This is a genomic window from Microbulbifer sp. JSM ZJ756 (genome assembly GCF_044383805.1).
Taxonomy (GTDB): Bacteria; Pseudomonadota; Gammaproteobacteria; order Pseudomonadales; family Cellvibrionaceae; genus Microbulbifer; species Microbulbifer zhoushanensis.
In genome coordinates this window covers 187,430-212,029 of record NZ_JBISER010000001.1, presented here as the reverse complement: position 1 = coordinate 212,029, position 24,600 = coordinate 187,430, and the positions used below count along the sequence as shown (strand labels likewise).

Genomic DNA, 24,600 nt, shown 5'->3' with positions numbered 1-24,600 from the left:
CGTGCCCGCCACGGGCCTCCAACGTCACTCGCGCCAGGCGCCGAAATTGCTCAAAAATACAGCTAACTTATTGAACTACTTAAAAAAATTATCCACGCCCTTGTACCCGACAACCACGTCGGTATAATGCGCCGGACAATCTGGTGGGGTGGCTGAGTGGTCGAAAGCGGCGGTCTTGAAAACCGTTGACTGTAACAGGTCCCAGGGTTCGAATCCCTGCCCCACCGCCATATAAAGAAACCCGGCTTCATGCCGGGTTTTTTTATATGGTGGCGGGGTAGATCTGGATGAGAGCCCCCGTTCGAGCCGGAGCGGGCGCAAGCCCGCGGAGACCAGTGAGCGCAGCGAGCTCATCCCTGCCCCACCGCCATACAAAAGAGCCCGGCTTTATGCCGGGCTTTTTTGTGTGGTGCTGGGGTAGTTCTGGATGAGAATCCCCTTCGACTCGGAGGGCGCCAGCCCGGAGAGCCGCGAGAGAAGCGAAGCGCATCCCTGCCCCACCGCCATACAAAAGAGCCCGGCTTTATGCCGGGCTTTTTTGTGTGGTGCTGGGGTAGATCTGGATGAGAACCCCGTTCGACTCGGAGGGCGACGCCCAGAGAGCCGCGAGAGAAGCGAAGCGCATCCCTGCCCCACCGCCATATAAAGAAACCCGGCTTCATGCCGTGTTTTTTATATGGTGGCGGGGTAGATCTGGATGAGGCCCCTCGTTCGACCCGACCAACTTGTCTCGCAAACTGGGGCACCGAAGTTCACGACGACAGGACACAGTCCCGAGCGAATTTTTCGAGGCCACTGCACAGCCAGCGAAGCCGCCCACTCCCGGCCCATATTCACGCCACTTCCGCGGGCAGGGAACCATCAGGCACCCCAGAGCCCACATCCTGTAATGAAATACTCCCGCCATCGTCTATAAAGTAAGTTTGTACCCTATTCCCATGCCCTCTCGCCAAGCGGGCATGGTCTATCCTCATGTCACCCAATATCGCGAGTAGCGTATATGCACGATCCCAAGTCCTCCGAGGCGTCCTCAAAGGCGACAGCTGAAGAAGCAAAGATCAAGTGGCTCGTGTTTCTGAGCTCGGTCATCGGTATCTTCCTGTTCTCACTCTGGGCGATGATCTTCACGGAACAGGCCAGCAACGTAATTTACGGTGTGCTGGCATGGATCTCCGGCAGTTTCGGCTGGTTCTACTTCCTGGCCGTGGTGGCGTACCTGGTCTTCGTTATTTTTATCGCCGTATCCAAGTATGGTGATATCAAGCTGGGGCCGGATCATGCAGAGCCGGAATTCAATGTTGTCACCTGGGCCGCAATGCTCTTCGCCGCCGGTATCGGCATTGACCTGATTTTCTACTGTATTGTGGAGCCGGTAACGCAGTTTATGACGCCTCCTGTCGGTGAAGGCGGGACCGAGGAAGCCGCTCGCAATGCCATGGCCATCACTTTCCTGCACTGGGGCCTGTCCGGCTGGGGCGTGTACACGCTGGTGGGGATGTCACTGGCGTTTTTCAGTTACCGCCATGGACTGCCCCTGACAATCCGCTCCTCGCTTTACCCCCTGTTTGGCAACCGGATATACGGACCAATCGGGCATGCCGTGGATATCGCCGCCGTACTGGGTACCGTGTTCGGCGTCGCCACCAGCCTGGGCATTGGTATCATCCAGCTTAACTTCGGTCTCAAGTACATGTTCGGCGTACCGGAGGGCACGTTCACCCAGTCGGTCCTGGCCATCCTGATTGTTGTGTTTGCGGCAATCTCTGCAGCCACCGGGGTGGAACGCGGCATTCGCCGCCTGTCGGAATTCAATATGTTGCTGGCCATCATCCTGATGCTGTTCGTGCTGTTCAGTGGCCAGACGCGCTTCCTGCTGGACGCCTTTGTTACCAATATGGGCGACTACATCCAGAACTTTATCGAGCTTTCATTCAATACTTTTGCCTTCGACCCGCCGCAGGACTGGTTGAATGCCTGGACCATCTTCTTCTGGGCCTGGTGGATTGCCTGGGGCCCGTTTGTCGGCCTGTTCCTGGCACGAATTTCCCGGGGCCGCACCATCCGCTCGTTTGTCGCCGGCACCCTGATCCTGCCCTTCCTGTTCATGGCCGCGTGGATGGCAATCATGGGTAACTCCGCGATTGACATGGTGCTGGGCGGGGCCACCGAGTTTGGCGCCCAGGCAATTGAGAAGCCCGGGTCTGCCATCTACCTGTTCCTGGAACAGATGCCGTGGACCATGCTGACCACCATCGCAGTCACTATTCTCTCAATCGTTTTCTTTGTCACTTCAGGTGACTCCGGGTCACTGGTACTCTCCAACCTGACCTGCCGGCTCGCCGACCCGAACCACGACGCCCCCCCATGGATGCGGATCCTCTGGGCCGCAATCATTGGTATCGTTACTGTAGCGCTACTGATGACCGACGGGCTGGCAGCCCTGCAGAGCGCAGTAGTGATCATGGGCCTGCCATTCGCATTTGTGTTGATCATGATGATGATGGGCCTCAACAAGGCGCTGCGCCTCGAGAGCCTGAAATCCGAGAGTATGCAGGACGTGCTGGCAGGACACCTTTCGGGCCGTACCGTCGCGGGTGAGGGGGCGACCAACTGGACACAGCGGCTCTCCCGGGCCATCAGCTTCCCCACCCTCAAGCAGGTAGAGCAGTTTATTGAACGGACCGCGAAGCCCGCGTTCGAGGCCGTCAAGGAAGAGCTTGAGGAGCGCGGGCACCCGGTGCGTATTTCGGGCGGGAGTGGCGATGAGTTGCACCTGTCACTGGATGTGGACATGGGTGATGAAGTCGACTTCACCTACCAGATCTGGCCACGCCAGTGCTCGATGCCGGCGTTTACCATGCGGGCGGAAAAACCACGCTCCAGTTACTACCGCCTTGAACCACACCTGCGGGTCGGCGGCCTGACATACGACCTGATGGGCTATTCAAAAGAGCAGATGATTGGCGATATCGTCGACCAGTTCACCGCCCATATGCAATACCTCCACATGAAGCGGGAACTGGCAAACCGTACACCCGGTGAAGAGGGTGAGCCAGGTCCGGCCTAGGGGAAAGTGATGACAGAAAAGAAGTTCGACCAGACCTTTGACTACATCGTCGTCGGCGCCGGCTCGGCGGGCGCCGTGGTCGCAACCCGGCTCACCGAGGACAGCGATACCAGTGTGTTACTGCTGGAGTATGGCGGCAAGGATAACTCCATCTTTATCCGCATGCCGTCTGCCTTCTCGATACCCCTCAATATGCCCAAGTATGACTGGGAGTTTTACACCGAGCCTGAGCCCGGCCTTCACGGGCGGCGTATCCACCAGGCCCGGGGCAAGGTGATCGGTGGTTCCTCCTCGATCAATGGCATGGCCTTTGTCCGTGGATGCAAGGGCGACTTCGACGAGTGGGTAGAGCACGGCGCCGAGGGCTGGGGCTATGCCGATGTGCTGCCCTATTTCCGCCGCTCGGAAGACTGCGTCTATGGCGCTGACGAGTACCGTGGCGACAAGGGCCCGATAACCGCCTGTAACGGTAATAACATGAAGAACCCCCTGTATCGCGCCTTTATCGAGGCCGGCAAACAGGCGGGATACGGCTATACCGAGGACTATAACGGTTACCGCCAGGAAGGATTCGGGCGCATGGACATGAGCGTGCGCGACGGCGTGCGCTGCTCAACAGCCCTGGGCTACCTGAAGCCGGCCTTAAGCCGCAGTAACCTTGAGCTCAAAATGCACGCCCTCACCACCCGGGTGATCATGGATGGCAAGAAGGCAATCGGCGTGGAGTACCAGCAGGGCGGCAAGACATTCCGCGCCCGTGCCAACCGCGAGGTGATCCTCTCTGCCAGTGCCTTCAACTCGCCCAAATTACTGATGCTTTCGGGTATCGGTCCGGCAGAACATCTCAAGGAACATGGTATTGACGTGGTGCACGACCTGCCGGGCGTGGGCCAGAACCTGCACGACCACCTGGAGGTCTGGGTGCAGCAACGCTGCAAGCAGAACATCACACTCAACGGCTCGCTGGGTCCGCTTTCCAAGGCTTGGATTGGTATCAACTGGCTGCTATTCAAGCGCGGGCTGGGTACTTCCAATCAATTCGAGTCCAACGGCTATATCCGCAGTCGTGCCGGCCTCAAGTATCCCGATATCCAGTACCACTTTCTCGCCGGCGCCATCGCCTATGATGGCTCCAGTGCAGTCAAGGGGCATGGTTTCCAGGCACACCTGGGCTGTAACAAGCCACTCAGCCGCGGCTGGGTCAAGCTCAAATCCGCAGACCCCAGGCAGGCACCGGAGATGGTCTTCAACTACTTTGCCCGCGAAGAGGACAAGCAGGCATTCCGGGCCGGCCTGCGGTTTACCCGCGAGATCTTCGCCCAGCCAGCGATGGACCCCTATCGTGGTGACGAGGTTTCACCCGGCCCGGATGTGCAATCCGATGACGAGATCGATAACTGGCTGGCCGAGACCGCGGAAACCGCTTATCACCCGGCGGGGAGCTGCCGCATGGGCACGGACGAGATGGCCGTGGTAGATCCCGAATGCCGGGTGCACGGTGTGGAAAACCTGAGGGTGGTGGACTCATCCATCATGCCAACAGTAACCAACGGCAACCTGAATGCGCCAACTATCATGATTGGTGAGAAAGGCGCGGACCATATCCGCGGCAAGGGTATGCTGGCCCCATCCAGGGCCGACAGCTATTTTGCAGAGGGTTGGGAGGACAGCCAGCGGGAGGGGAGTGCCGACCGCGCGCTCGATAAAAACTCTGGCTGATCGCCCTGGTTGATCGCTGGTACAGGGCACCGGGGCCGGCCAGTGCAATAGGACGGGCCCCGGCAACGCGCTGATATTCAGTATGGTGCTTCCACGTCCCCTTCCGCGACATACACTGTTTTCAGCCGGGTGTAATGTTCGAATGCACGGCGACTGTTTTCCTTGCCAATGCCGGATTGCTTGAACCCCCCGAATGGCATCTCCACCGGGGTCAGGTTGTAATGATTGATCCATACAATACCCGCATCCAGGGCCGCGGCCACACGGTGTCCCCGCTGGATGTCGCGGGTAAAGACTCCCCCGGCCAGGCCAAACTCGGTATTGTTGGCCCTCTGCAACACTTCTTCCTCGCTGGAGAAGCTGAGCAGTGACAGCACCGGCCCGAAGATCTCCTCCCGTACAATCGTCATGTCATCGTTAAGGCCGTCAAAAACGGTCGGTTCGACAAAATTGCCATTCTCCAGCCCATCCACCTTTGCCCGGCCGCCACCTATCAGCAGCTTGCCGCCCTCTTCCTTGCCTTTCTCCATATAGGCCAGCACGCCTTCCATATGCTCGGCACTGACCATGGGCCCAACGTCTGTTGCAGGATCCAGGGGATCGCCGACTCGCATTTTCCCGGTGCGCTCCAGCAGCTTCTCCACAAACGCATCGTGGATGGATTCCTGCACAAAAACACGGGTACTGTTGGTACAGATCTGTCCCTGCGTGTAGAAGTTACCCAGCAGCGCGGCACCTACAGCGTTGTCCAGGTCGGCATCGTCAAACACGATCAATGGCGACTTGCCGCCCAGCTCCAGGGTCACCGCCTTGAGTGAGTCAGCGGCTGCGCGCATTACCGCCTTGCCGGTGCCCACTTCACCGGTCAGCGAAACCTTGGCAATGCCCGGATGTGCGGTCAGCGCCTTGCCGGTCTCGGCAAAGCCCTGTACCACATTGAAGACACCGTCAGGCAGTCCCGCCTGCTTGAACAGCTCAGCAAGCCGCAGGGCTGACAGCGGCGTTAGCTCAGCCGGCTTGAATACCATCGCGTTTCCCGCTGCCAGTGCCGGCGCCGATTTCCAGGCTGCGATCTGGATCGGGTAATTCCAGGCACCTATACCGGCACAGATGCCCAGGGGTTCTGGCCGGGTATAGAAAAAGCCTCCGGGCACAGACTGGTACTCGCCATGCAGCGACGCCGCCTGCCCGCCGAAATACTCCAGGCAGTCTGCTGCAGAGCCGACATCCGCCTCCGGGGTTTCCGCGATCGGCTTGCCGCCATCGAGCGACTCCAGGCGGGCAAGCTCGTCGCAGTGTTCTCGCAGCAGGTTCGCGGTCTCCACCAGCACCCTGCCCCGCTCTGCGCCACTCATGGCCGCCCATTCGGCCTGCCCCTTCCGTGCAGACTCCACAGCACGGTCAACATCCGACTCGCCGGCCTGCGCGACCCTGCAGATCACCTCACCGGTGGCCGGGTTTAGGGTATCGAAAAATTCCCCCTCGACAGGGGCGACATATTCACCATGAATCCAGAGTAGGCGATCATTGGAATCCGACATTGGCTGCTCCCGGAGGCCAGAGTAGTTTCATGTGAAGAGTTTAGGAGAGTAAACAGGAATTGCCGGCAACAGGCCGGCGTACCCTGGGCCATCCGGGCCAGGAGTCCTGTGCCGATAACAGGGCCGACTAGAAGCTGCGGGTGATACTAAATACCCATTCGCCATCAGCCAGTTTGGGATTGGCGAGGAATGGGTCTACGCCGTCCGTGTCATACCAGCGCAGGTCCATCGTCCAGTCCTCGATCGTATAATCCATGCCCAGGTCGTAGTAGACATAATTAAGGTTGTCAAATGCAGACTCGAATGTCTGCTCACCCACCCGCACAGACGCGGAAAAGTTATCGGGAAGCTGGTAAGCGAGGGTCACCTCATACGCCAGGGCCGAAACCTCATCGAGGAAGTCTTCACCAAAATAGTTGTCCGCGTACCAGACACTGGGGGTAATGGAGAAATCATCCAATGTCCAGGTGACATAGACATAAACTTCCCCGTAGTTCAGAGAGAACTCGGAGCCGGGATAGTTGTACGACCAATAGCCGATGTCGTAACTGAAGTTGCTTTCGCCGAAATTACCGGCCATGCCCACATAGGGATCCAGCTCCATGCTGTTTCCGGCGCCACCAAAGTCGGTATTGGAGGCCCACACACCCAGGTAAAAACCCGCATCGTGGGACCAGTTCATATCCGCCTGGACCTGTGGCCGCAGGTTGGAGTTCGAAATGCTCCGGAACATGTAGTCACTGGCAAGCATGGCACTACCACCGAAGGTGCCAAAGGAGGGCTCTTCACTTTCCTCCTCTTCAGGCTCCTGGGCGAAGGACGCCAGCGGCAGCAGCGCTGCGATCAGGGCTACCGAAACGAGTAAATTGCGGCCTGTTGAGAGATGCATGCGTGTCTTCCTTGATATGCCTGCCGTCATGCGGGAACGCCTTTCTCTGGCAGGTAGGCTACATATAGGCAAAGGAGGCAATTTTTCAAGGAACTGGCGACGCCCTCCTCTTTTTTCAGCTCCAGGCGGGATATTGCTGCCAACAAAACAGCCGTCACTTGGCTAGGCTTATGTGGAAGAGCGCGAAAGTTGTTCTTCCGTAATCCTTTTTGAGCGAACCTATGGCAGTCAAGTACGCACCCGTCTGGATCATCGTGCTCTGCACCATCGGGGTGGGGATTGGCCTTGGGCTGCTTTTTTACTTTGACCTGGACGACCGGCTGATTGAGCTGCTGCAGTGGATGGAGAGCCGTGGCTGGCAGGCCAGCCTGCTCTTCATCCTGGTCATTGCACTGGCCATCGTGGTGCTGGCCCCGGGCGTGATATTCACCATGGGAGCGGGATTTGTTTTCGGCGTAATCAAGGGAACCGTACTGGTAGTCGTGGGTACCGTCCTCGGCGCCACCATTGCCTTCCTGATCGCCCGCTACCTGTTTGGCCCACGGCCATCAAGGTGGCTGATGTCACATGTGAAGCCACCCCACCTGGGGGAGGTGATCAAGGATGAGGGCTGGCGCCTGGTAATGCTAACCCGGCTGGTGCCTCTTTTCCCTTTCAAGCTGTCAAACTATTTTTTCGGTTTGACGCCAGTGCGGTTAAGGGATTTTGTCATTGGTAACTCCATCGGCATCATCCCGTTGACCGTTCACAATGTATATGTCGGCTCCATCGCTTCGGACCTGGCCACACTGGGAGCGATGGAGTCGGAGCGCACGCCGGTAGAGTGGACACTATATGGTATCGGCTTTGTACTGGCGGTCGTGGCGCTGATCGGCATCACCCGTATTGCAAGGCGCGCCCTCGCACAGAAAATCGAACGGGAGGATCTGTAATGCCCTGGATGAAATGGCTGCCCTGGCGTTTCTTTGTCCGCAAATTTGCCACCTCCCACGGCTTTCTAGACCCGCTGTCAGTCATGGCGCACCTGCAGCGTTTTGCCCAACCGTCAGAGGTAGCTGAACCGATCGAGCTATTGCGTGCCGGGGTGATCTTCCATGCCCGCGCACTGATCAACAGCAAGGTAATCCAGCATAACCTGGACTGGGTCTGGCCCTACTGGGTCGAACGCCAGTTCGACCCGCTGGACCAATCATTCATACCCCGCGCGTTTTCCATTACGCACTGCAACCTGAGTCACCGGAACTGGACCGCCGTGGGCCTGCCGGACTACGAGGAAATGCCACTGGTGGATCCGCGCGGGCTGCTGACCCCCCACTACGACGGCTGGTCAATCGACACATGGGTGGTCAGCGAGAGCGGTGAACAATTGATACCCTCGCGGCTGGAACAGTGCCGCCAGGAGCTGTTGCTGGGCGACAACATCAGCGTCCTGACCGAGTCCAGCCATGCTGATATGCACCTGCGCAACCACGCCATGGTGGAAAGTTCCAACGGCGACAACCAGTGCCTCCTCGACCTCCAGGCAGAGAGCGGCGCCGGCGGCTGGCTGGTAGTGGCGCTGCGTCCCTATAACCCGGAAGGGGTGAGTTTCGTCCACAAGGTGCGGCTGGATAATGACCGGCGCAAATGGCTGATTGAGAAAAAATTCGCTGTCGAGTTCGATCGTGCCCTGGAACGACACCTGGCTTCGGACTACCACCATGGTGATATCTACCTGCACCTGCACGATGAGGGCGGCCGCACCCATGGTGAGTGCGAAGTGGGCATGGCGACGGCCGCCGCCATGTTCCGCATCGAGCCCGGTAAGCCCCTCGATGTACAGGTGAAAATTCCGCTGGAACCTGACCCGGTGAGCCGGTCTGGCAGCCCCGCCGCCACTAAACCCGGCAACTGGGGTGAGACCCTGGCCAACCACTGCGCAATGGTGGTGCCGGACCAGAAGATGCAATTCCTTTACGACGCCGCCATCCGCACGCTGATCCTGCACTCACCCAAGGATGTTTACCCCGGCCCCTATACCTACAAGCGCTTCTGGTTCCGGGACGCGGCATTCATGATCCAGTCCCTGCTGTATGCCGGCCTCGTGGACCGGGCCGAGCGGGCCCTGGACCAGTTCCCGCACCGGCAGAAACGGGATGGCTTTTTCCATTCCCAGGATGGTGAGTGGGACTCCAACGGCGAGGCGCTGTGGATCTTCGATCTCTTCTGCCAGCTTACAAACCGGCGGCTCAAGCCCGGCTGGAGGGACGCCGTGCTGCGCGGGGCCAGCTGGATCGACGACAAGCGCCTGCCCAAAGATGGAAGCCGTTGCGGTGGACTGCTGCCCGCAGGCTTCAGTGCCGAGCACCTGGGTCCAAATGACTGCTATTACTGGGATGATTTCTGGGGCGTGGGCGGCTTGCATGCCGCCGCCGACATGTGCGAGCGCGAGGGGCTTCACAACGACAGCACCCGCTTTGCCGCCCAGGCGAAGGATTTCCAAAAAACCATCGATGACAGCCTGGCCGCAGCTGCCGAGCGACTCGGCCGCCCGGCGATGCCGGCGTCGCCCAACCGGCGACTCGACCCTGGCGCCATCGGCTCCATCGCCGCCGGCTACCCGCTCTCACTCTACCCAGCGGAGGACCCCCGACTGCTCGACCTGGCGGAATTCCTGATGGAAAAGTGCTTTGTCAGCGGCGGCTTTTTCCAGGATATGATCCATTCCGGCATTAATGCCTACCTCACCCTGCATATCGCCCAGGTCCTGTTGCGCGCCGGCGATGCCCGTTGTGTGGAGCTGATGCGCAATGTCGCCCAGCTTGCGTCCCCGACTGGCCAGTGGCCCGAAGCCATCCACCCGCACTCGCTGGGCGGCTGTATGGGCGACGGCCAGCACGCCTGGGCCGCAGCCGAGTGGGTGGCAATGCAGCGCAACTGTTTTGTGCGCGAGGAGGGAGACACACTGGTGCTTGTTTCCGGCCTGCCCCCCGAGTGGCTGAGCGACCAGACCGCCACTGCGCCGGTCCGTTTCGGGCCCGCACCAACACGCTTCGGACGCATTACTGTCGAGGTGATACCCGGTATTGTCCCGCGGGTCAGCTGGATGGCCGAATGGCACGGTGAAGAGCCCCCGATCGAAGTCCGGGCGCTGGGGTTTGCCCCCGCCAGGGTAGCGCCCGGCTCCCAGGAAGTGGAGCTCACCGCCCAGTGAACATTGTCATGCTCACCAATACCTACCTGCCCCATGTAGGCGGCGTGGCGCGCTCGGTAGCGGCATTTGCCGCAGAGTACCGGGCGCGCGGGCACCGGGTATTGATCGTCGCACCGGAGTTTTCCCAGTACATCAAAGGTGAACAGGATGTAATACGCATCCACGCCATCCAGAATTTCAATGGCAGCGACTTTTCCGTGGCCCTGCCCTTCTCCGGCCACCTGAGCGAGCGCCTGGACGACTTCCAGCCGGATATCGTCCACTCTCACCACCCTTTCCTGCTGGGCATGACAGCGGTGAGGATTGCCCGCTCCCGCGGGCTTCCCCTGGTGTTTACCCATCACACCCTGTACGAGCGCTACACCCATTATGTGCCGGCGGATTCCCAGGCCCTCAAGCGATTTGTGATCGAGCTGGGAACCCGTTACGCAAACCTGGCAAGCCTGGTTTTCGCACCCAGCGAGAGCATTGCGCACATTCTGCGCGAGCGGGGTGTTACAACCCGGATCGAGGAGATGCCCACGGGCCTGCAGGAAGAGCAGTACCTGCCAGGTAACGGCGCGAGCATACGGTCCGAACTGGGCATACCGGCCGGGGCTTTCGTAGTCGGCCACCTGGGCAGGCTTGCGGCGGAGAAGAACCTCGAGTTCACCGCAGCAGCGGTTGCAGACTTTATGCAGGCACATGCGGACAGCCATTTCCTGCTGGTGGGCAGTGGTCCAAGCAGTACAGTCATCGAAAACCTGTTCAGTGCCCGCGGTATGGCCGACAGGCTCCATATGCCCGGAACCCTGCAGGGTGAACGCCAACGCGATGCCTATGCCGCGATGGACACCTTCGTCTTCGCCTCCACTAGCGAAACCCAGGGCATGGTCCTGACCGAGGCCATGGCAGCCTCGGTGCCGGTAGTCGCTCTGGATGCCAACGGCACCCGCGAGGTGGTTCGCGATGGCATCAACGGGCGCCTGGTAATGGCCGAAAACCGGGAGGAATTCCGCCGGGCCATCGATTGGCTCCACAGTCGCGGGGCCGACGATCGCCGGCAGCTGTGTGCGGGGGCCCTGGAAACCGCCCGGGGATTTTCCATGGACCGCTGCGCGAGCCGGGCCCTCGACCTCTACCAGCCACTGCTGAAAAAAAGCTGGTCCCTCGACGACTCCGTTTACGACCAGTGGATGCGGCTGCGCAACCTCATCGCCGCCCAGTGGGATATTCTCGAAGGCGTAACCAGTGCCGCAGGTGCCGCCTTCGGCCAGCCGCCGCGCCGCTAGTGCCAGGTTTTTATTGCCTATGATGAGCCGTATCGAGACAGCCCTGCGCCGCCTGCGCCGCCGCTTCAGCCGCAGCGCCTGGATGGCCCGGCTGCTCAAACTCCCCACCAGCGACAGCCATCCCAGTGACCACGGCCTGATCCTGATCCAGGTAGACGGACTGGCCTACCCGCAGCTGCAGAAGGCGCTCGCCAGAAAAAGAATGCCCTTCGTGCAGAAACTGATTCGCAAGGAACACTACCAGCTCGATCACCTGTTTCCCGGCGTGCCCTCAACCACTCCCGCCGTACAGGCGGAGCTCTTTTATGGCGTGCGCGCAATTGTGCCCGCATTCGGCTTTATGATGCGCGACACCCAGCAGCTGGTGCGTATGTACGATCCCGATGCCGCCTGCGCCGTGGAGGAAAAACTCGAGGCGCGTGTAGACGACCCGTTGCTGAAAGATGGCAGCTGCTACCTGAGCCTGTTCCGGGCTGGCACGTCTGACGGCGAGGCACACTTCTGCCCGGCGTCCCGTGGCTGGGGCCCGGCCCTGCGGGAGGCCGGCCCACTCACGGTGGTCCTGCTGATCCTGAGTAACCTCTGGGGCCTGGTCCGTACCGGCGCACTGCTGCTGGTGGAACTGGTACTCGCGGTGATCGACTCGATTCGCGGTGTTTTTGCCGGGGAGAACTTCTGGCGCGAGCTGATGTTTATTCCCACCCGTGTGGCGGTCACCATACTGATGCGCGAGCTGTGCACTTTCGGGGTCAAGATTGATATCGCCCGGGGCCTGCCGGTGATTTACGTCAACCTGCTCGGGTATGACGAGCAATCACACCGGCGCGGTCCCAATTCTGCTTTCGCCCACTGGGTGCTGAAGGGTATCGACGATGCCATCGCGCGAATCTGGCGGGCCGCACACCGCTCTGATAAGCGCCAGTACGATGTGTGGATCTTCTCCGACCACGGCCAGGAACAGGCGGAACCCTACGAGGTGCGCCATGGCCGCAGCCTCGGTGAGGCCCTGTCCGAATCACTGCGCGACCTTCCCGGAGACAATGCCAGCTATCGCAGCACCGGACGCCGCGGGGTGCAGCTGGAGCGCGCGCGCATGTTCGGCAGTGAGTGGATCGAGAAAATCATTCCCCCGGACGACTCCGACGTATCGGCCTCCGAGCCTCCGCTGGCCCTGGCGGCGCTGGGACCGGTGGCCATGCTCTACAACCTGCGCACCAACGGCACGCCCAGGGCCGAGATAGCGCGAATGATTGTGGAGCGCGCAGCGGTGCCGCTGGTACTGTACCGGGCTTCTGACGAGGACGATGCCCCGGTGCATGGCTGGTGGCGCGATGGCGCCGTGGAGTTGCCCCGGGACGGCCTGCGCCTGATGGGTGACGAGCATCCCTTCGCTGAGCAGACCGCCATCGACCTGGCGCGCCTGTGTCACCACCCGGATGCCGGCGACTTCATCATGTGTGGCTGGTGCGCGGGTGAAAAGCCCATGACCTTCGCGGTCGAAAACGGCAGCCACGGCGGCCCCGGTCCCAATGAGACCAATGCCTTTGCCCTGTTGCCCAAGGATATCCGGCGCCCCTCCCAGGGCTACTGGCGTGCCGGGGACCTCCGCCGTGCCGCACAGCAGTTCCTGCATCACTATTACCCGCTGGTACCGGTACTCCGGCCACAGGCGGTGAAAACCCTGCGGGTGATGACCTACAACGTGCACAGTTGCCTGGGCATGGACGGCAAGTATTCGGCCCGCAGGATCGCCCGCGTAATCGCCCGCTACCAGCCGGACGTGGTGGCATTACAGGAGCTGGATGTCAGCCGTCCCCGCAGCGGTGGCGAGGACCAGGCGGAACGGATCGCGCGCTACCTGCAAATGGATTTCCAGTTCCACCCGGCGATCCACCTGGAGGAGGAGCGCTACGGCGATGCCATCCTGTCCCGCCTGCCCATGCGAGTGATCAAGAAGGATATATTGCCGGGCCCGCCGGAAGCAGCGCCCCTGTCCCTCCTGCCCACTGTGGACGAGCCCCGCGGGGCGGTCTGGGTAGAGGTGGACCACAACGGGGAGAAAGTGCAGATCGTTAACACGCACCTGGGCCTCAGCAAGGCGGAGCGGCTGCGCCAGGTGGACGCGCTGCTGGGCCCGGACTGGCTGGGTCACCCGGAATGCACCGGGCACAAGGTGCTGCTGGGCGACTTCAATGCCCTACCCAATTCCGCGGAACACAAGCGCCTGACAGAGCACCTGCATGATGCCCAGGTGCACCTCGCCAACCACCGTCCCCGTGGAACCTTTCCCAGCCGCCTGTCCCGGGCAAGGATTGACTACATATTCATTGGCAGGCGCATGAAAGTGTCCAAGGTACTGGTCCCGCGTACAGAACTGACGCAGGTTGCGTCGGATCACCTGCCACTGGTGACCGACCTGGCCTTCCCCGGACAGGGAGACGACAAGGGCGCCAGCGACACCGCGACGGAAGAAGCGTGAACTAACTTGATGGTCCTACCCAGCACCTATATGATTTGGCCAATCGTTCAATAGCAGGAGAAGCTAATGCAACCGCAAGTATATTCACCCTCAGGCGCCCTGGACCGCGCTGAATCGGCCAAGGTGCTGCGTAATACCTACGCACTGCTCGCCATGACCGTGCTGTTCAGTGCCTTCACCGCGGGTGTCGCCATGGCCCTGGGCATGGGCCGCGGTATGGGGCTGATGTGCTCCATCGCCGCGATTGTGCTGGTATGGTTTGTCCTGCCGCGCACCGCCAATTCCGGTGCAGGCGTGGGCGTGGTATTTGCGTTCACCGGCCTGCTGGGGGCCTCTCTGGCACCGCTGCTGAACTATTACGTTGCCGCCGGCATGGCCCAGGTGATCACCCAGGCGCTGGGTACCACCGCACTGATCTTCTTTGCCCTGTCCGCCTACGTGCTGACCACCCGCAAGGATTTCAGCTTTATGGGCGGCTTCCTGTTCGTGGGCCTGATCGCAGTCCTCGTATGTGCCCTGGGCATGATGATTGCCGGCTTCTTCGGCGTGCATATGCCCCTGGCCAGTGTGGTACTGAGCGGTGTTATCGCCCTGCTGTTCTCAGGCTTCATCCTGTATGACACCAGTGCGATCATCAATGGTGGTGAAACCAACTACCTGATGGCCACCACCCGCCTGTACCTGGATATCCTGAACCTGTTCACCGCACTGCTGCACATCATCGGCTTCGCTTCCGACGATTGATCCAGCCACTGGCTGAACAGTTCCAACGGGGCCCCGCTTTGAGCGGGGCCTTTTGTATCCGGCCATTTCTGATACCCCCAACCGAGCTGCCATGAAATTCTCCCTCGCCGTCTATGCCGCCCCACACTCAAGCCAGTCTGCCGCCAGTGCACTGCGCTTTGCGCAGGCGCTGCTGGGCCAGGGGCACGAGCTGTACCGGGTGTTTTTCTACTGCGACGGGGTCCACAACGGCAGCAGCCTTGCCACCCCACCTCAGGATGAGCCCGACTTGCTGCCCGCCTGGCAGGCCCTGCAGGCCGAGCACGGCCTGGACCTGGTAATCTGTATCGCCGCCGCCCAGCGGCGCGGGGTGCTGAGCGACAGTGAGGCGAGGAGGCTGGAGCGGCCCGCCGCCAACCTGGCCGAGGGCTTCGTGCTGGCAGGACTGGGACAACTGGCCGATGCGGTAGCCCATTCCGACCGCCTGGTGACATTCGGCAGCTGAGGAGAACCCCATGGCCCGACGAACCCTCGCCCTGTGCCGCCAGGCACCCTACGGCAACGCCCTCGCCCGCGAGGGCCTGGAGGCCGTGCTGGCAGCATCGGCGCTGGAACAGGCTCCGGACCTCCTGTTCTGCGGGGATGGCGTGTTCCAGCTGGTGCCCGGCCAGCAACCGGCCGGGATCGACCAGAAGAGCCTGCAACGCAACCTGCAGGCGCTACCCATCTTTGATATCGAGCGTGCCTTTGTCTGCCAGCGCAGCCTGGCGCAACGAGGCCTGTCCCTGGATGACCTGGCAAAGGATGGCCCAGCACTGCACCCCGTAGCCGACACCGGCAGGCTGATCGCCGGCTACGACACCGTACTGAGTTTTTGAATCATGACCCTGCACATTGTCAGCAAGTCGCCCTATTCCAGCACCGCGCTCGCGGACTGCATTGCCGCTTTTGCCGAGGGGGACGCCCTGCTGCTCATCGAGGACGGGGTTTACGCCCTGGCCGGAGCCCTCACCGATACACCAGTGGTACAACCGGTTTACTGCCTCGGCGCCGATGCGCGGGCACGTGGCCTGGCAATTCCTGGTAAAATCGAGGCAATCGACGACGCCCAATGGGTGTCCCTGTGTACCGAACACAACCCAATCGTCAGCTGGTTCAAGTGATGGGCAAGATAACTATTGAGGGGCGGGATATCCCGCTGGACAAGGAAGGTTTCCTGCGCAACCGGGACGACTGGAGCCCGGCTGTGGCCGAGGCCCTGGCACAGGCCGAGGGAATTGAGCTCACCGGGGAGCACTGGGAGGTTATCCGCCTGCTACAGGACTTCTATCGGGAGTTCGAACTGTCCCCCGCCATGCGACCGCTGGTGAAATATGTGGCCCTGCACCTGGGTCCTGACAAGGGCCGCAGCATCTACCTGATGCGCCTGTTCCCGGAGAGCCCGGCCAAGCTCGGCAGCAAGATCGCCGGCCTGCCCAAGCCCACCAATTGCCTCTGAGGCGACTTACTCCCTATACCCGAATTTGCGCTGTGCGTGCGGAAAGCTAGCAACTTCCTCAAGGGCTTCCCGGCCTGGTTCGCCGGGTACCCACAGGACCTGGATGCACTGGACAGCGTCATCCCTGTTACCGGGGCGTGTCTTGATCATTGGCAACAACATCAAGCGTCAAAATGCCCCGGAACTGCGGGAGACACTTGTCTCCCGCAGGCTCGATCAAGCCTCGACCAGCTCTTCCAGCGCCGGATAGTCGATATAGCCTTCCCCGCCCTGGGTGTAGAAAGTCGAAGGATCCGCCTCACTCAGCTCCGCGCCTTCGCGCAGGCGACGGGGCAGGTCCGGATTGGCGATAAACGGCACGCCAAAGGCCACCGCATCCGCCTGGCCCCGGGCGATTACGGCATCGGCCTCCACACCGCTGTATCCCATATTAACAACCAGGTTGCCACGGTAGTGATCCCGCACGGGCGATATCACATCTGCCTGCTGTTCACCGAAAAAGTCGGCACGCATCAAGTGCAGATAAGCGAGGCCATATTCATTCAGGCGCTGCGCCAGCCAGGTGACCAGGCCGACAGGATCGCTGTCTTTCATGCTGTTGAAGCTGTTCAGCGGCGACAGGCGAAGCCCGACCCGGTCCGCGCCCCATACGTTACAGACGGCATCGAGTACTTCCAGCAGCAGGCGCGCGCGGTTTTCAATCGGGCCACCATAGGGCCCCTCCCGGAGATTCGCGCCATCGCGCAGGAATTCGTCCAGCAGGTAGCCGTTGGCTCCGTGTACTTCAACGCCATCAAACCCCGCGCGTTTGGCATTCTCCGCGGCGATCGCAAAGCCCTCGACAATTTCCGGAATCTCGTCATCGCGCAGCTCACGGGGGACCGTGTAGGGCTTTTTACCGGCCGGGGTATGGACTTCATCGTTGGTAATCGGCAATGCACTTGGGGCGACCGGCTCACGGTCGTCGTTTAGCAGTGGATGACAGGCGCGACCACCGTGCCAGATCTGCAAAAAGATTTTGCCACCCTTCGCGTGTACGGCATCGGTAACCTTCCGCCATCCGGTCACCTGAGCTTCGGAGTAGATGCCCGGCTCGCGCCAGAACGCCGAAGCCCCCTCCATTGCCATGGTGGCTTCCGCAATGATCAGGCCGGCAGTGGCCCGCTGGCTGTAGTATTCCACCATCAGGTCCGTAGGCACATGCTCTGCATCGGCACGGCAGCGTGTCAATGGCGCCATCAGGACCCGGTTTTCCGCCGCAACGGCGCCAAGTTTCAGGGGAGTAAAGAGATCGCTCATATCTGTTCTCATCCTCGATAATGCGCCCTGCCCCTCCAAGCCCTGTTCGGGACAGAGTGGCACAGAGACTTCTTCGACCTTAACGGTGCTGGAGAGCACTGGTGCAGTGCTCACCGGGTCAATCGAAGGTATTCACGGTAAAAAAGGATTGTGGGCGATAGAGCGAAATTTTCGGTAACTGGAACCTGCCCCATGATTGCTCAATTCTACAACTGGGATGCTCTCTGAAAAGCTGCTTATCGAGCCTGCTGCAGTGGTAAGCAGTGAAAGCCATGGGTGATTTTATTTTGCCGCTTCAGAACGGTGACCGCAGGAATCGTCCAATTGCATTGCGGGCGCTCTCGCAAAGCTACGGCATGCCCTTCTTCACAGGGCAATGTTCAGGCCTCCTGCTATTAAACATGCAGGATCACCCGGCGCCGTCCCCGATGGTGGCGGTGTTCCCACAGGAAAATCCCCTGCCAGGTACCGAGCATCAGGCGGCCATCCTTCACCGGCACCGACAGGCTGGTGGCGGTCAACGACGCCTTGATATGGGCCGGCATGTCGTCGGGGCCCTCCATGGTATGGGTATAGAGCGGGTCATTCTCCGGCACCAGGCGGTTCAGCCACTGCTCCAGGTCATGGCGGGCCGAGGGGTCCGCATTTTCCTGGATCAGCAGGCTTGCCGAGGTGTGCTGGATAAAGAGAGTGCACAGCCCCTCGCTGGCTCCCTGTGCCGCCAGCCAGCGCTCTGCCTCGGCGGTGAATTCATGCAACCCCTGTCCACTGACTGCGACTTCTATCTCTCCTACTGCCACGGGCAACCTCCTTCCTGTCGTGGAACGAATTTACTGGTACGGGGCCATTCATACGGGAACGGCTCCTGCGCCGGACTATCTTTATGGGGGATTATACGGCCGGGCTGCAGATCGTTATAATCCGCGCCCCTGTTCCCGGCCACAGCGACTGGCCCCTGTTTGAGACTGTTACCGGTATGGCCCTGCATCGAGTAAACACCGACGATTATCCCGCCCAGCTGCAAGAGAAGGCGGAACGGCTGCGCGAGCGCTACAGCGCCTATACCGACCTGGCCCCAGAGGTGTTCCCCTCCCCGCCCAGTCACTACCGGCTGCGCGCGGAATTCAAGGTCTGGCAGGAAAAGGGTACTGCGAACTATGCCATGTACCGCCAGGGGGAATACAAGCAGCCCTTTATCATCGAGGAGTTCTCGGTTGGTTCTGAACTGATGAACCGCCTGATGCCTCAGGTGCTGGAAGCGGTGAATGCCAGCGAGATACTGCGCAAGCGCCTCTTCTCGGCGGAGTTCCTCACCACCCTGAGCGGTGATGCACTGGTTACCCTGATCTACCACAAGAAGCTGGATGAGGAATGGGAGCGCGAGGCGCGGGCCCTGCAGGAGCGGCTCGGCTTCCCCATCCTGGGCCGCTCACGTAAGCAGAAGCTGGTGCTGGAACGGGATTACGTCATCGAGAAGTTGCAGATCGGGGACAGGACCTACCAGTACAAGCAGGTCGAGGGCAGCTTCACCCAGCCCAACGGGGAAATCTGCCGGGCCATGATCGGTTGGGCCAGGGATGCCTGCCGGGACAGCGAAGGCGACCTGCTGGAACTCTACTGTGGTAATGGCAACCTGACCATTCCCCTGTGCGAGCACTTTGACAAGGTACTGGCAACGGAAATCTCCAAGGTCTCGGTCGCTTCCGCACAGGAAAACATTCGCGCGAACGGCATCACCAACCTGGATATCGTGCGCCTGTCCAGTGAGGAGTTCACCCAGGCGATTGACAAGGTGCGACCGTTCCGCCGCCTGCGGGATATCGACCTCGACAGCTATGACTTTTCCACCGTGCTGGTGGACCCGCCGCGCGCGGGGCTGGACGCGGACACCTGTGCCATGGTCGCGCGCTTCCCGCGCATCCTGTATATCTCCTGCAATCCCGACACCCAGCTGGAAAACCTGGCGGCGCTGAGCAAGACCCACCGCATAGAGCGTTTCGCGCTGTTCGACCAGTTTCCCTACACCGACCATACCGAGACCGGCCTGCTGCTGGTGCGGCGTTAGTCAGCGGCCGTCCTGTGCCTGCGATGCCCGTTGCAGGCGTTTTTCCAGCCGCTGCCGGGCCGCCGCAGCGTATTCCTCACAGGCAGACTGGTTCACCAACGGCTCGGTGGCGCCGGGACCCAGCCGTTGCCACAGGCGGCTGGCGGAGGGATGCGTTGTCACCAGGATATCGCAGTCCAGCTCCCCTACCCGCTCAAGGGTCTCCCTGAGCGCCGGCAACAGATCGGAATCCGTGTAGCGGAATACATCGTCCGAAATCGCGGTAAGGCTGTCGGCATAGACCATCGACCGGCAGTTGCCACTGCCATCGCAGCTTTGCCAGGTCCAGCTGGTGCCGCCCGGGGTATGCCCCGGGGTCGCAACTGCCTCCAGCTCCAGCGCTCCCAGCCGCAGGTGGTCCCCGTCCGCGATGCGGCGTACGGATGAAACCGGGGCGAACTCTTGCAGGCTCAGTAACTGCGGGTCACTGCGATCGCTGGCGCCCCGCTCGAGCACCTCTGCCGCGGGCGCCCGCGCCACCACAGTGGCACCCGTGCGCCGCTGCAACTGTGCGATCCCACCGGCGTGATCGAAATGTTCGTGGGAGTTCAGAATAAAGCGGACATCCCCGGGACGGAATCCCAGCGCGCGGATATTGTCCTCAACCAGCGGCGCGGCGCCGGCGGTGCCACCATCCAGCAGGATATGACCATCTGCCGAGGTGACCAGCACCGCACTCAGCCCACAGGTCCCCACATACCAGGTATTGGCAAAAATCCTTGTTGCCGGTGCCGGGGACTCCCAGCCATCATCATTCCGGCACTTTTCACTGGCCGCCTGCACAGTGCCGGCCAGGCAGAAAGTCACACAGATCGAAACCAGCATTTTCGGCAACATAGGATTTCCCTTTTTCTTATTTATTTCGGGCCAGTGGCAATTGTCAGAACTGCCTGCCCAGGATCCGCTTGGCCGCGTCCAGGGCAAAATCCCGGTATTCCTCTTCCAGCGCCACCATTTCATTTTCAAACCTGAACCGCTCTTTCGGCGAGAGCTTTTTCCACTCCTGCAGGATGGGGATATGGTCAGTCTTGTCGGCAATGGTGTAGAAAGCCACAAATTCATCTTTCACCGCCTGCTCCACCTGCAGCGCGTCGAGCAACACGCGAATACGGATTGCGGCCTCGGTCATGCCGACCCCCTCGTCCAGCAGTGTCCGCGCGATGATCTGGATACTGTCGTTGACCCGCTGGCGCTGCTCTTCTGCCGCCTGCTCCAGTTCGGCCAGCTGCTGTTTCTGTTTCCGGGTCGCTAACTGCAGGCGGCGCACGTAGTAGCCCGCCACCGCGGCCAGCGCAAAGATGATCAGCGCTGCCAGTACCAGCAGCCAGGTGGGAAACTCGGTCATAACAACCCCTTCTACGACAGGATGGATTCCAGGATCGCCAGCCCCAGGCTGGCGGTGATAATCGACAGCAATGTGCTGAGCGCGACAATATTGGCGGCCAGCTGGCTGTTGCCGCCGAGCGCGCGCGCCATGATAAACGAAACCGTGGCGGTGGGGGCGGCAGCCATCAGGAACAGTACCCCCAGTGACTGTGATGGCAACGCCAGCAGCCAGCCACAGCCGAGCAGCACCAGCGGCACCAGCAACAGCTTGAATGCCGATGCGCCCACCGCCCCGGCGGAACTCTGGCGCAACTGGCTCAGGTCCAGGCTGGCGCCGATGCACAGCAGGGCCAGTGGCAGGGTGATGGAAGCCAGGTAATCCCCGGTCTGCAGCAGGATTTCCGGCAATCGCAGGCCCAGCTCGCGGAAAGCCAGTGCCAGCACAATGGCGATGATCAGCGGGTTCTGGGCAATATCCCGCAACAGGCGCCGCCAGCTGAAGCGGGTTTGCAGGCTGTAGGCCGCAAACAGTGTCACGGCCGCCAGGTTGTACAGGATCGTGACCACTGCCATCAGCAGTGCCGCCTGCGCCAGGCCACTGTTGCCGTAGGCATTCAGCGCCCAGGCCAGGCCGATAATCCCCAGGTTGCCGCGGAAGGCGCCCTGGATAAATGCGCTGCGGTCCCCGTGTGCGAGCGGTCGTGCCGCCAGCCATGCCAGCGGCATCGTCAACAGGGTGCCGGCGGCCCCGGCCAGCAGCAGCGGCCACTGCTCGGCCAGCTCCGCACCGGAAGTGAAAATATTGATAAACAGCAGCACCGGCAGCGTGATCAGGTACACCAGCTGCGACGCATCGTCGACAAACGATTCCCGCAGCAGGCCCACCTGCGCCAGGCAATAGCCGATCAACAGGGTAAGGAAGATGGGGCCGGTAACCGACAGCGCAAAGGCGAAAGTTTCCATCGGCAATCAGCTTTCCAGCTCGGGCGATTCCCCGGTACTCACTTCCAGCTCTGCCTCTGCCTCTGCTTCTGCCTCCGGTTCCGGTAGCGCGGCCCGGTGGGCGTCTTCCGCCTTCTCGCGCAGGGCCGGGTCGATTTGCTTGCGGGTCTTGGCACCCAGCTTGCGCAGGCTGTCGATTCGCTTGACCGCATTGCCGCGCCCGCTGGCAAGCCGCTTGTAGGTCTGCTGGTAGGCTTCCTCGGTCTGGCGGATGCGGTTGCCCAGCTCGTCCAGGGCCGCCAGCACCATAGAGAACTGGTCGTGCAGCTTGCCCGCCTCGGCGGCAATCTTCTCCGCGTTTTTGTTCTGCTTCTCGTAGCGCCAGATGTTTTCCACCGTGCGCAAGGTGGCCATCAGGCTGGTGGGGCTCACCAGCACGATATGGCGGTCATAGGCATAGCGGAACAGGCCCGGGTCGGCCTGCATGGCGAGCATGTAAGCGGCTTCGATGGGCACGAAGATAAAGACGAAGTCCAGCGAGCGCACACCCTCGAGCTGCTCGTACGCCTTCTTGTTCAGCCCTGCGATATGGGCCCGCAGGGAGTTCACGTGCTGCTTCAGGGCCTGGGTACGCTGCTCGTCGGTCTCCGCCGAGGCGTAGCGCTCGTAATCGGTCAGTGAGACCTTGGCATCGATGATCAGGTCCTTGTTTTCCGGCAGCCGTACGATCACATCCGGCTGGCGACGCTTGCCGTCACTGGTAATGGTGACCTGGGTCTCGTATTCACGCCCCTTCTGCAGGCCGGACTCCTCCAGCAGGCGCTCCAGCACCACCTCGCCCCAGTTGCCCTGGACCTTGCTGTCCCCCTTGAGGGCCGAGGTCAGGTTGAGGGCCTCATCGCTGATACGCTGGGTCTGCTCGCGCAGCGCCTTGATCTGGCCCAGCAGGGAGTTGCGCTCGGCATTCTCCCGGTCGTAGACATGCTCCACCCGCTTGCGGAAATCCCCCAGCTGGCGCTCCAGTGGGTCCAGGCTCTTGCGCAGGCTGTCCTCGCTGCGCCGCACGAATGCCTGCTGTTTTTCCTCAAAGATCCGGTTGGCCAGGTTCTCGAACTGCTCCGCCATTGCCTTGCGGGTCTGCTCCAGCAGCTGGCGTTGCTCCGCCAGCGCCGCCTCACTCTTTTCCACCAGTACCTGGCTGCGAACCAGGCGCTGGGACTTGTCCGCCAGTTCCGCCCGCAGCTTGTCCTGCTCGGTTACCAGCTGTGACTCGCGCTCGCGGCTGCCCTCCAGCCGCGCCCGGGCCACACCCAGCTCGTTGCGGCAGGCCTCCAGCTCCGCCCGCTGGGTTTCAGTGTCGCTGCGCACCTGCTCGAGTGCGCGCAGCGGCCCGCGGCGCACCAGGGCACAAAGGCCAATGGCTAACACCAACACCACCAGTGCGGCGGCCAGGACCTGTTCCGCGTTCAACTGCAGGGGAAATACTTCCATAGGGGGACTCTGTTTCTGGTTTATTGCGTCCGGATGGAATGGATCCTTGCGGGAGCCGAAGCCGCGTGGACACGCCGGGATTTTGGTATGCTTTCGGCCAAGCGGACCCGAGTGATGCAACTGGATGCCATTCCATTGAGCGACGCACATTCTAACAAGGGCGGCAATCGCCCCCCAAGTGCCTTGATTTTCGATTCCGGGGTGGGTGCCATCAGCATCGCCCGGGAGATACGCACCCTGCTGCCGGGCCTGACCCTGCACTTCGGGGTGGATAACGGCTTTTTCCCCTACGGCGACAAGAGCGAGGAGCAACTGCGCCCGCGGATCGTGGCCACTGCGACTGCGATGATGCAGCGCTGCGGGGCGGATATCCTGGTAGTGGGCTGCAATACCGCCAGCACCCTGGCCCTGCCGGAGCTGCGCGCCGCCCTGCCCGGCCCCGTGGTCGGCGTGGTGCCGGCAGTCAAGCCGGCGGCCCGGGCCAGCCACACGGGCACTATCGCCCTGGTGGCGACCGAGGGTACGGTGAATCGCGACTACACGCGCGGGCTGATCCGGGATTTTGCCGATGGCGCACAGGTCATTAACGTCCCGGCACCGGAACTGGTACGCCTGGCCGAGGCGAAGCTGCGCGGCGAACCGGTCTCCCACAACCAGCTGGCGCCGGTGCTGGCGCGAATCTTCGACGTGCCGGGCGGCGACCGGGTTGATACGGTAGTGCTGGCCTGTACCCATTTCCCGCTGCTGCGGGAGGAACTGGATCGCTACGCGCCGCAACCGGTAGAGTGGCTGGATTCCGGTGCCGCGATTGCCCGCCGGGTACAGTGGTGGCTGGGGGAACTGGAGCTTACCCTGGCCGGGACAGCCAGCGACGGCGCCCTGCTGATGACGGCCGCGGACACCGGGGGCCGGATCGCCACCGCCTTCAGCGAGTTCCCGCTGCACAGTGAGACCATCGGCCCGGGACCCGCTGCGCCCGCTTCGGCGCCGGATCGCAAACCACAACAGAAACACCAATAACCCACCGGTCGGGGACCATCCCATGCTGCAACCGGCGT

At 61.5% G+C, this 24,600-nt stretch carries 21 protein-coding genes and 1 tRNA gene; 14 read left to right on the top strand and 8 right to left on the bottom strand.

Translation table 11 applies throughout. From position 1 onward, the window contains the following. Positions 1 to 142: 142 nt before the first annotated feature. The 3 genes from ACH6CX_RS00920 (at position 143) to betA (ending at position 4,786) form a co-directional block, all read left to right on the top strand. Positions 143 to 230: transfer RNA gene (locus ACH6CX_RS00920), tRNA-Ser, on the top strand. Between the two features lie 770 nt (positions 231 to 1,000). Continuing rightward, positions 1,001 to 3,067, top strand: coding sequence for a choline BCCT transporter BetT (betT, locus tag ACH6CX_RS00915; RefSeq protein WP_334078906.1), 2,067 nt, complete (start codon positions 1,001 to 1,003; stop codon positions 3,065 to 3,067). A gap of 9 nt (positions 3,068 to 3,076) precedes the next feature. Further along, on the top strand, positions 3,077 to 4,786 hold the full coding sequence (betA, locus tag ACH6CX_RS00910) for a choline dehydrogenase (RefSeq protein WP_334078907.1): 1,710 nt from the start codon (positions 3,077 to 3,079) through the stop codon (positions 4,784 to 4,786). Between the two features lie 77 nt (positions 4,787 to 4,863). Here betA and betB read toward each other — a convergent pair whose 3' ends face one another. Continuing rightward, positions 4,864 to 6,327 (bottom strand): betaine-aldehyde dehydrogenase, encoded by a 1,464-nt coding sequence (gene betB, locus ACH6CX_RS00905; RefSeq protein WP_334078908.1) that lies wholly within the window; start codon positions 6,325 to 6,327, stop codon positions 4,864 to 4,866. Positions 6,328 to 6,454: 127 nt separating this feature from the next. Next, positions 6,455 to 7,216, bottom strand: a complete 762-nt coding sequence (locus tag ACH6CX_RS00900) for a TorF family putative porin (protein ID WP_334078909.1) — start codon at positions 7,214 to 7,216, stop codon at positions 6,455 to 6,457. A 221-nt stretch (positions 7,217 to 7,437) separates the two neighbouring features. On the opposite strand from ACH6CX_RS00900, the gene ACH6CX_RS00895 reads away from it, so the two are divergent. From ACH6CX_RS00895 to ACH6CX_RS00855, 9 genes are all read left to right on the top strand, one after another. Then, a complete protein-coding gene (locus ACH6CX_RS00895) occupies positions 7,438 to 8,148 on the top strand; it encodes a TVP38/TMEM64 family protein (protein ID WP_237061415.1) in 711 nt (236 codons plus the stop codon). Next, positions 8,148 to 10,409 carry a hypothetical protein gene (locus tag ACH6CX_RS00890; protein WP_396674338.1) on the top strand — a complete coding sequence of 754 codons (2,262 nt, stop codon included), beginning with the start codon at positions 8,148 to 8,150 and terminating at the stop codon, positions 10,407 to 10,409. Before ACH6CX_RS00895 ends, ACH6CX_RS00890 begins: the two co-directional genes overlap by 1 nt. Then, positions 10,406 to 11,680, top strand: a complete 1,275-nt coding sequence (locus tag ACH6CX_RS00885; RefSeq protein ID WP_232942320.1) for a glycosyltransferase — start codon at positions 10,406 to 10,408, stop codon at positions 11,678 to 11,680. The genes ACH6CX_RS00890 and ACH6CX_RS00885 overlap by 4 nt, the downstream gene beginning before the upstream one ends. Before the next feature lie 19 nt (positions 11,681 to 11,699). Further along, positions 11,700 to 14,159, top strand: coding sequence for an endonuclease/exonuclease/phosphatase family protein (locus tag ACH6CX_RS00880; RefSeq protein ID WP_396674336.1), 2,460 nt, complete (start codon positions 11,700 to 11,702; stop codon positions 14,157 to 14,159). 66 nt (positions 14,160 to 14,225) lie between these two features. Further along, entirely contained in the window at positions 14,226 to 14,903 is a 678-nt protein-coding gene (locus ACH6CX_RS00875) for a Bax inhibitor-1/YccA family protein (protein ID WP_237061406.1), read from the top strand. Between the two features lie 91 nt (positions 14,904 to 14,994). Continuing rightward, complete coding sequence (tusD, locus tag ACH6CX_RS00870) at positions 14,995 to 15,387, top strand: sulfurtransferase complex subunit TusD (protein ID WP_232942314.1); 393 nt, start codon at positions 14,995 to 14,997, stop codon at positions 15,385 to 15,387. Between the two features lie 10 nt (positions 15,388 to 15,397). Further along, complete coding sequence (tusC, locus tag ACH6CX_RS00865) at positions 15,398 to 15,760, top strand: sulfurtransferase complex subunit TusC (protein WP_232942312.1); 363 nt, start codon at positions 15,398 to 15,400, stop codon at positions 15,758 to 15,760. A gap of 3 nt (positions 15,761 to 15,763) precedes the next feature. Then, positions 15,764 to 16,045: a sulfurtransferase complex subunit TusB gene (tusB, locus tag ACH6CX_RS00860; protein WP_232942310.1), complete on the top strand. Its 282-nt coding sequence runs from the start codon at positions 15,764 to 15,766 to the stop codon at positions 16,043 to 16,045. Beyond that, positions 16,045 to 16,380 carry a TusE/DsrC/DsvC family sulfur relay protein gene (locus tag ACH6CX_RS00855; RefSeq protein ID WP_232942308.1) on the top strand — a complete coding sequence of 112 codons (336 nt, stop codon included), beginning with the start codon at positions 16,045 to 16,047 and terminating at the stop codon, positions 16,378 to 16,380. Before tusB ends, ACH6CX_RS00855 begins: the two co-directional genes overlap by 1 nt. 216 nt (positions 16,381 to 16,596) lie before the next feature. Here the strand turns inward: ACH6CX_RS00855 and ACH6CX_RS00850 are convergent, their stop codons facing one another. Together ACH6CX_RS00850 and ACH6CX_RS00845 are read right to left on the bottom strand one after the other, a co-directional pair. Continuing rightward, positions 16,597 to 17,679, bottom strand: a complete 1,083-nt coding sequence (locus tag ACH6CX_RS00850) for an alkene reductase (protein WP_396674332.1) — start codon at positions 17,677 to 17,679, stop codon at positions 16,597 to 16,599. A 395-nt stretch (positions 17,680 to 18,074) separates the two neighbouring features. Continuing rightward, positions 18,075 to 18,479, bottom strand: a complete 405-nt coding sequence (locus tag ACH6CX_RS00845; protein ID WP_232942304.1) for a secondary thiamine-phosphate synthase enzyme YjbQ — start codon at positions 18,477 to 18,479, stop codon at positions 18,075 to 18,077. Between the two features lie 176 nt (positions 18,480 to 18,655). On the opposite strand from ACH6CX_RS00845, the gene trmA reads away from it, so the two are divergent. Beyond that, positions 18,656 to 19,744, top strand: coding sequence for a tRNA (uridine(54)-C5)-methyltransferase TrmA (gene trmA, locus ACH6CX_RS00840; RefSeq protein ID WP_334078954.1), 1,089 nt, complete (start codon positions 18,656 to 18,658; stop codon positions 19,742 to 19,744). On the opposite strand, the gene bla is transcribed toward trmA, so the two are convergent. From bla to rmuC, 4 genes are read right to left on the bottom strand one after another with little or no spacing between them, the layout of a single operon-like run. Further along, positions 19,745 to 20,620 carry a subclass B3 metallo-beta-lactamase gene (gene bla, locus ACH6CX_RS00835; protein WP_396674330.1) on the bottom strand — a complete coding sequence of 292 codons (876 nt, stop codon included), beginning with the start codon at positions 20,618 to 20,620 and terminating at the stop codon, positions 19,745 to 19,747. Positions 20,621 to 20,663: 43 nt separating this feature from the next. Then, the gene (locus tag ACH6CX_RS00830; protein WP_232942300.1) at positions 20,664 to 21,128 is read right to left on the bottom strand and encodes a DUF2489 domain-containing protein; all 465 of its coding nucleotides are present in this window, start codon (positions 21,126 to 21,128) and stop codon (positions 20,664 to 20,666) included. 11 nt (positions 21,129 to 21,139) lie between these two features. Then, positions 21,140 to 22,072 (bottom strand): AEC family transporter, encoded by a 933-nt coding sequence (locus ACH6CX_RS00825; protein ID WP_396674328.1) that lies wholly within the window; start codon positions 22,070 to 22,072, stop codon positions 21,140 to 21,142. A gap of 6 nt (positions 22,073 to 22,078) precedes the next feature. Next, on the bottom strand, positions 22,079 to 23,542 hold the full coding sequence (rmuC, locus tag ACH6CX_RS00820) for a DNA recombination protein RmuC (protein WP_396674326.1): 1,464 nt from the start codon (positions 23,540 to 23,542) through the stop codon (positions 22,079 to 22,081). A gap of 87 nt (positions 23,543 to 23,629) precedes the next feature. Between rmuC and murI the strand changes: the two genes are divergently transcribed. Next, on the top strand, positions 23,630 to 24,562 hold the full coding sequence (murI, locus tag ACH6CX_RS00815) for a glutamate racemase (protein ID WP_396674324.1): 933 nt from the start codon (positions 23,630 to 23,632) through the stop codon (positions 24,560 to 24,562). The last annotated feature ends 38 nt before the right edge of the window (positions 24,563 to 24,600 follow it).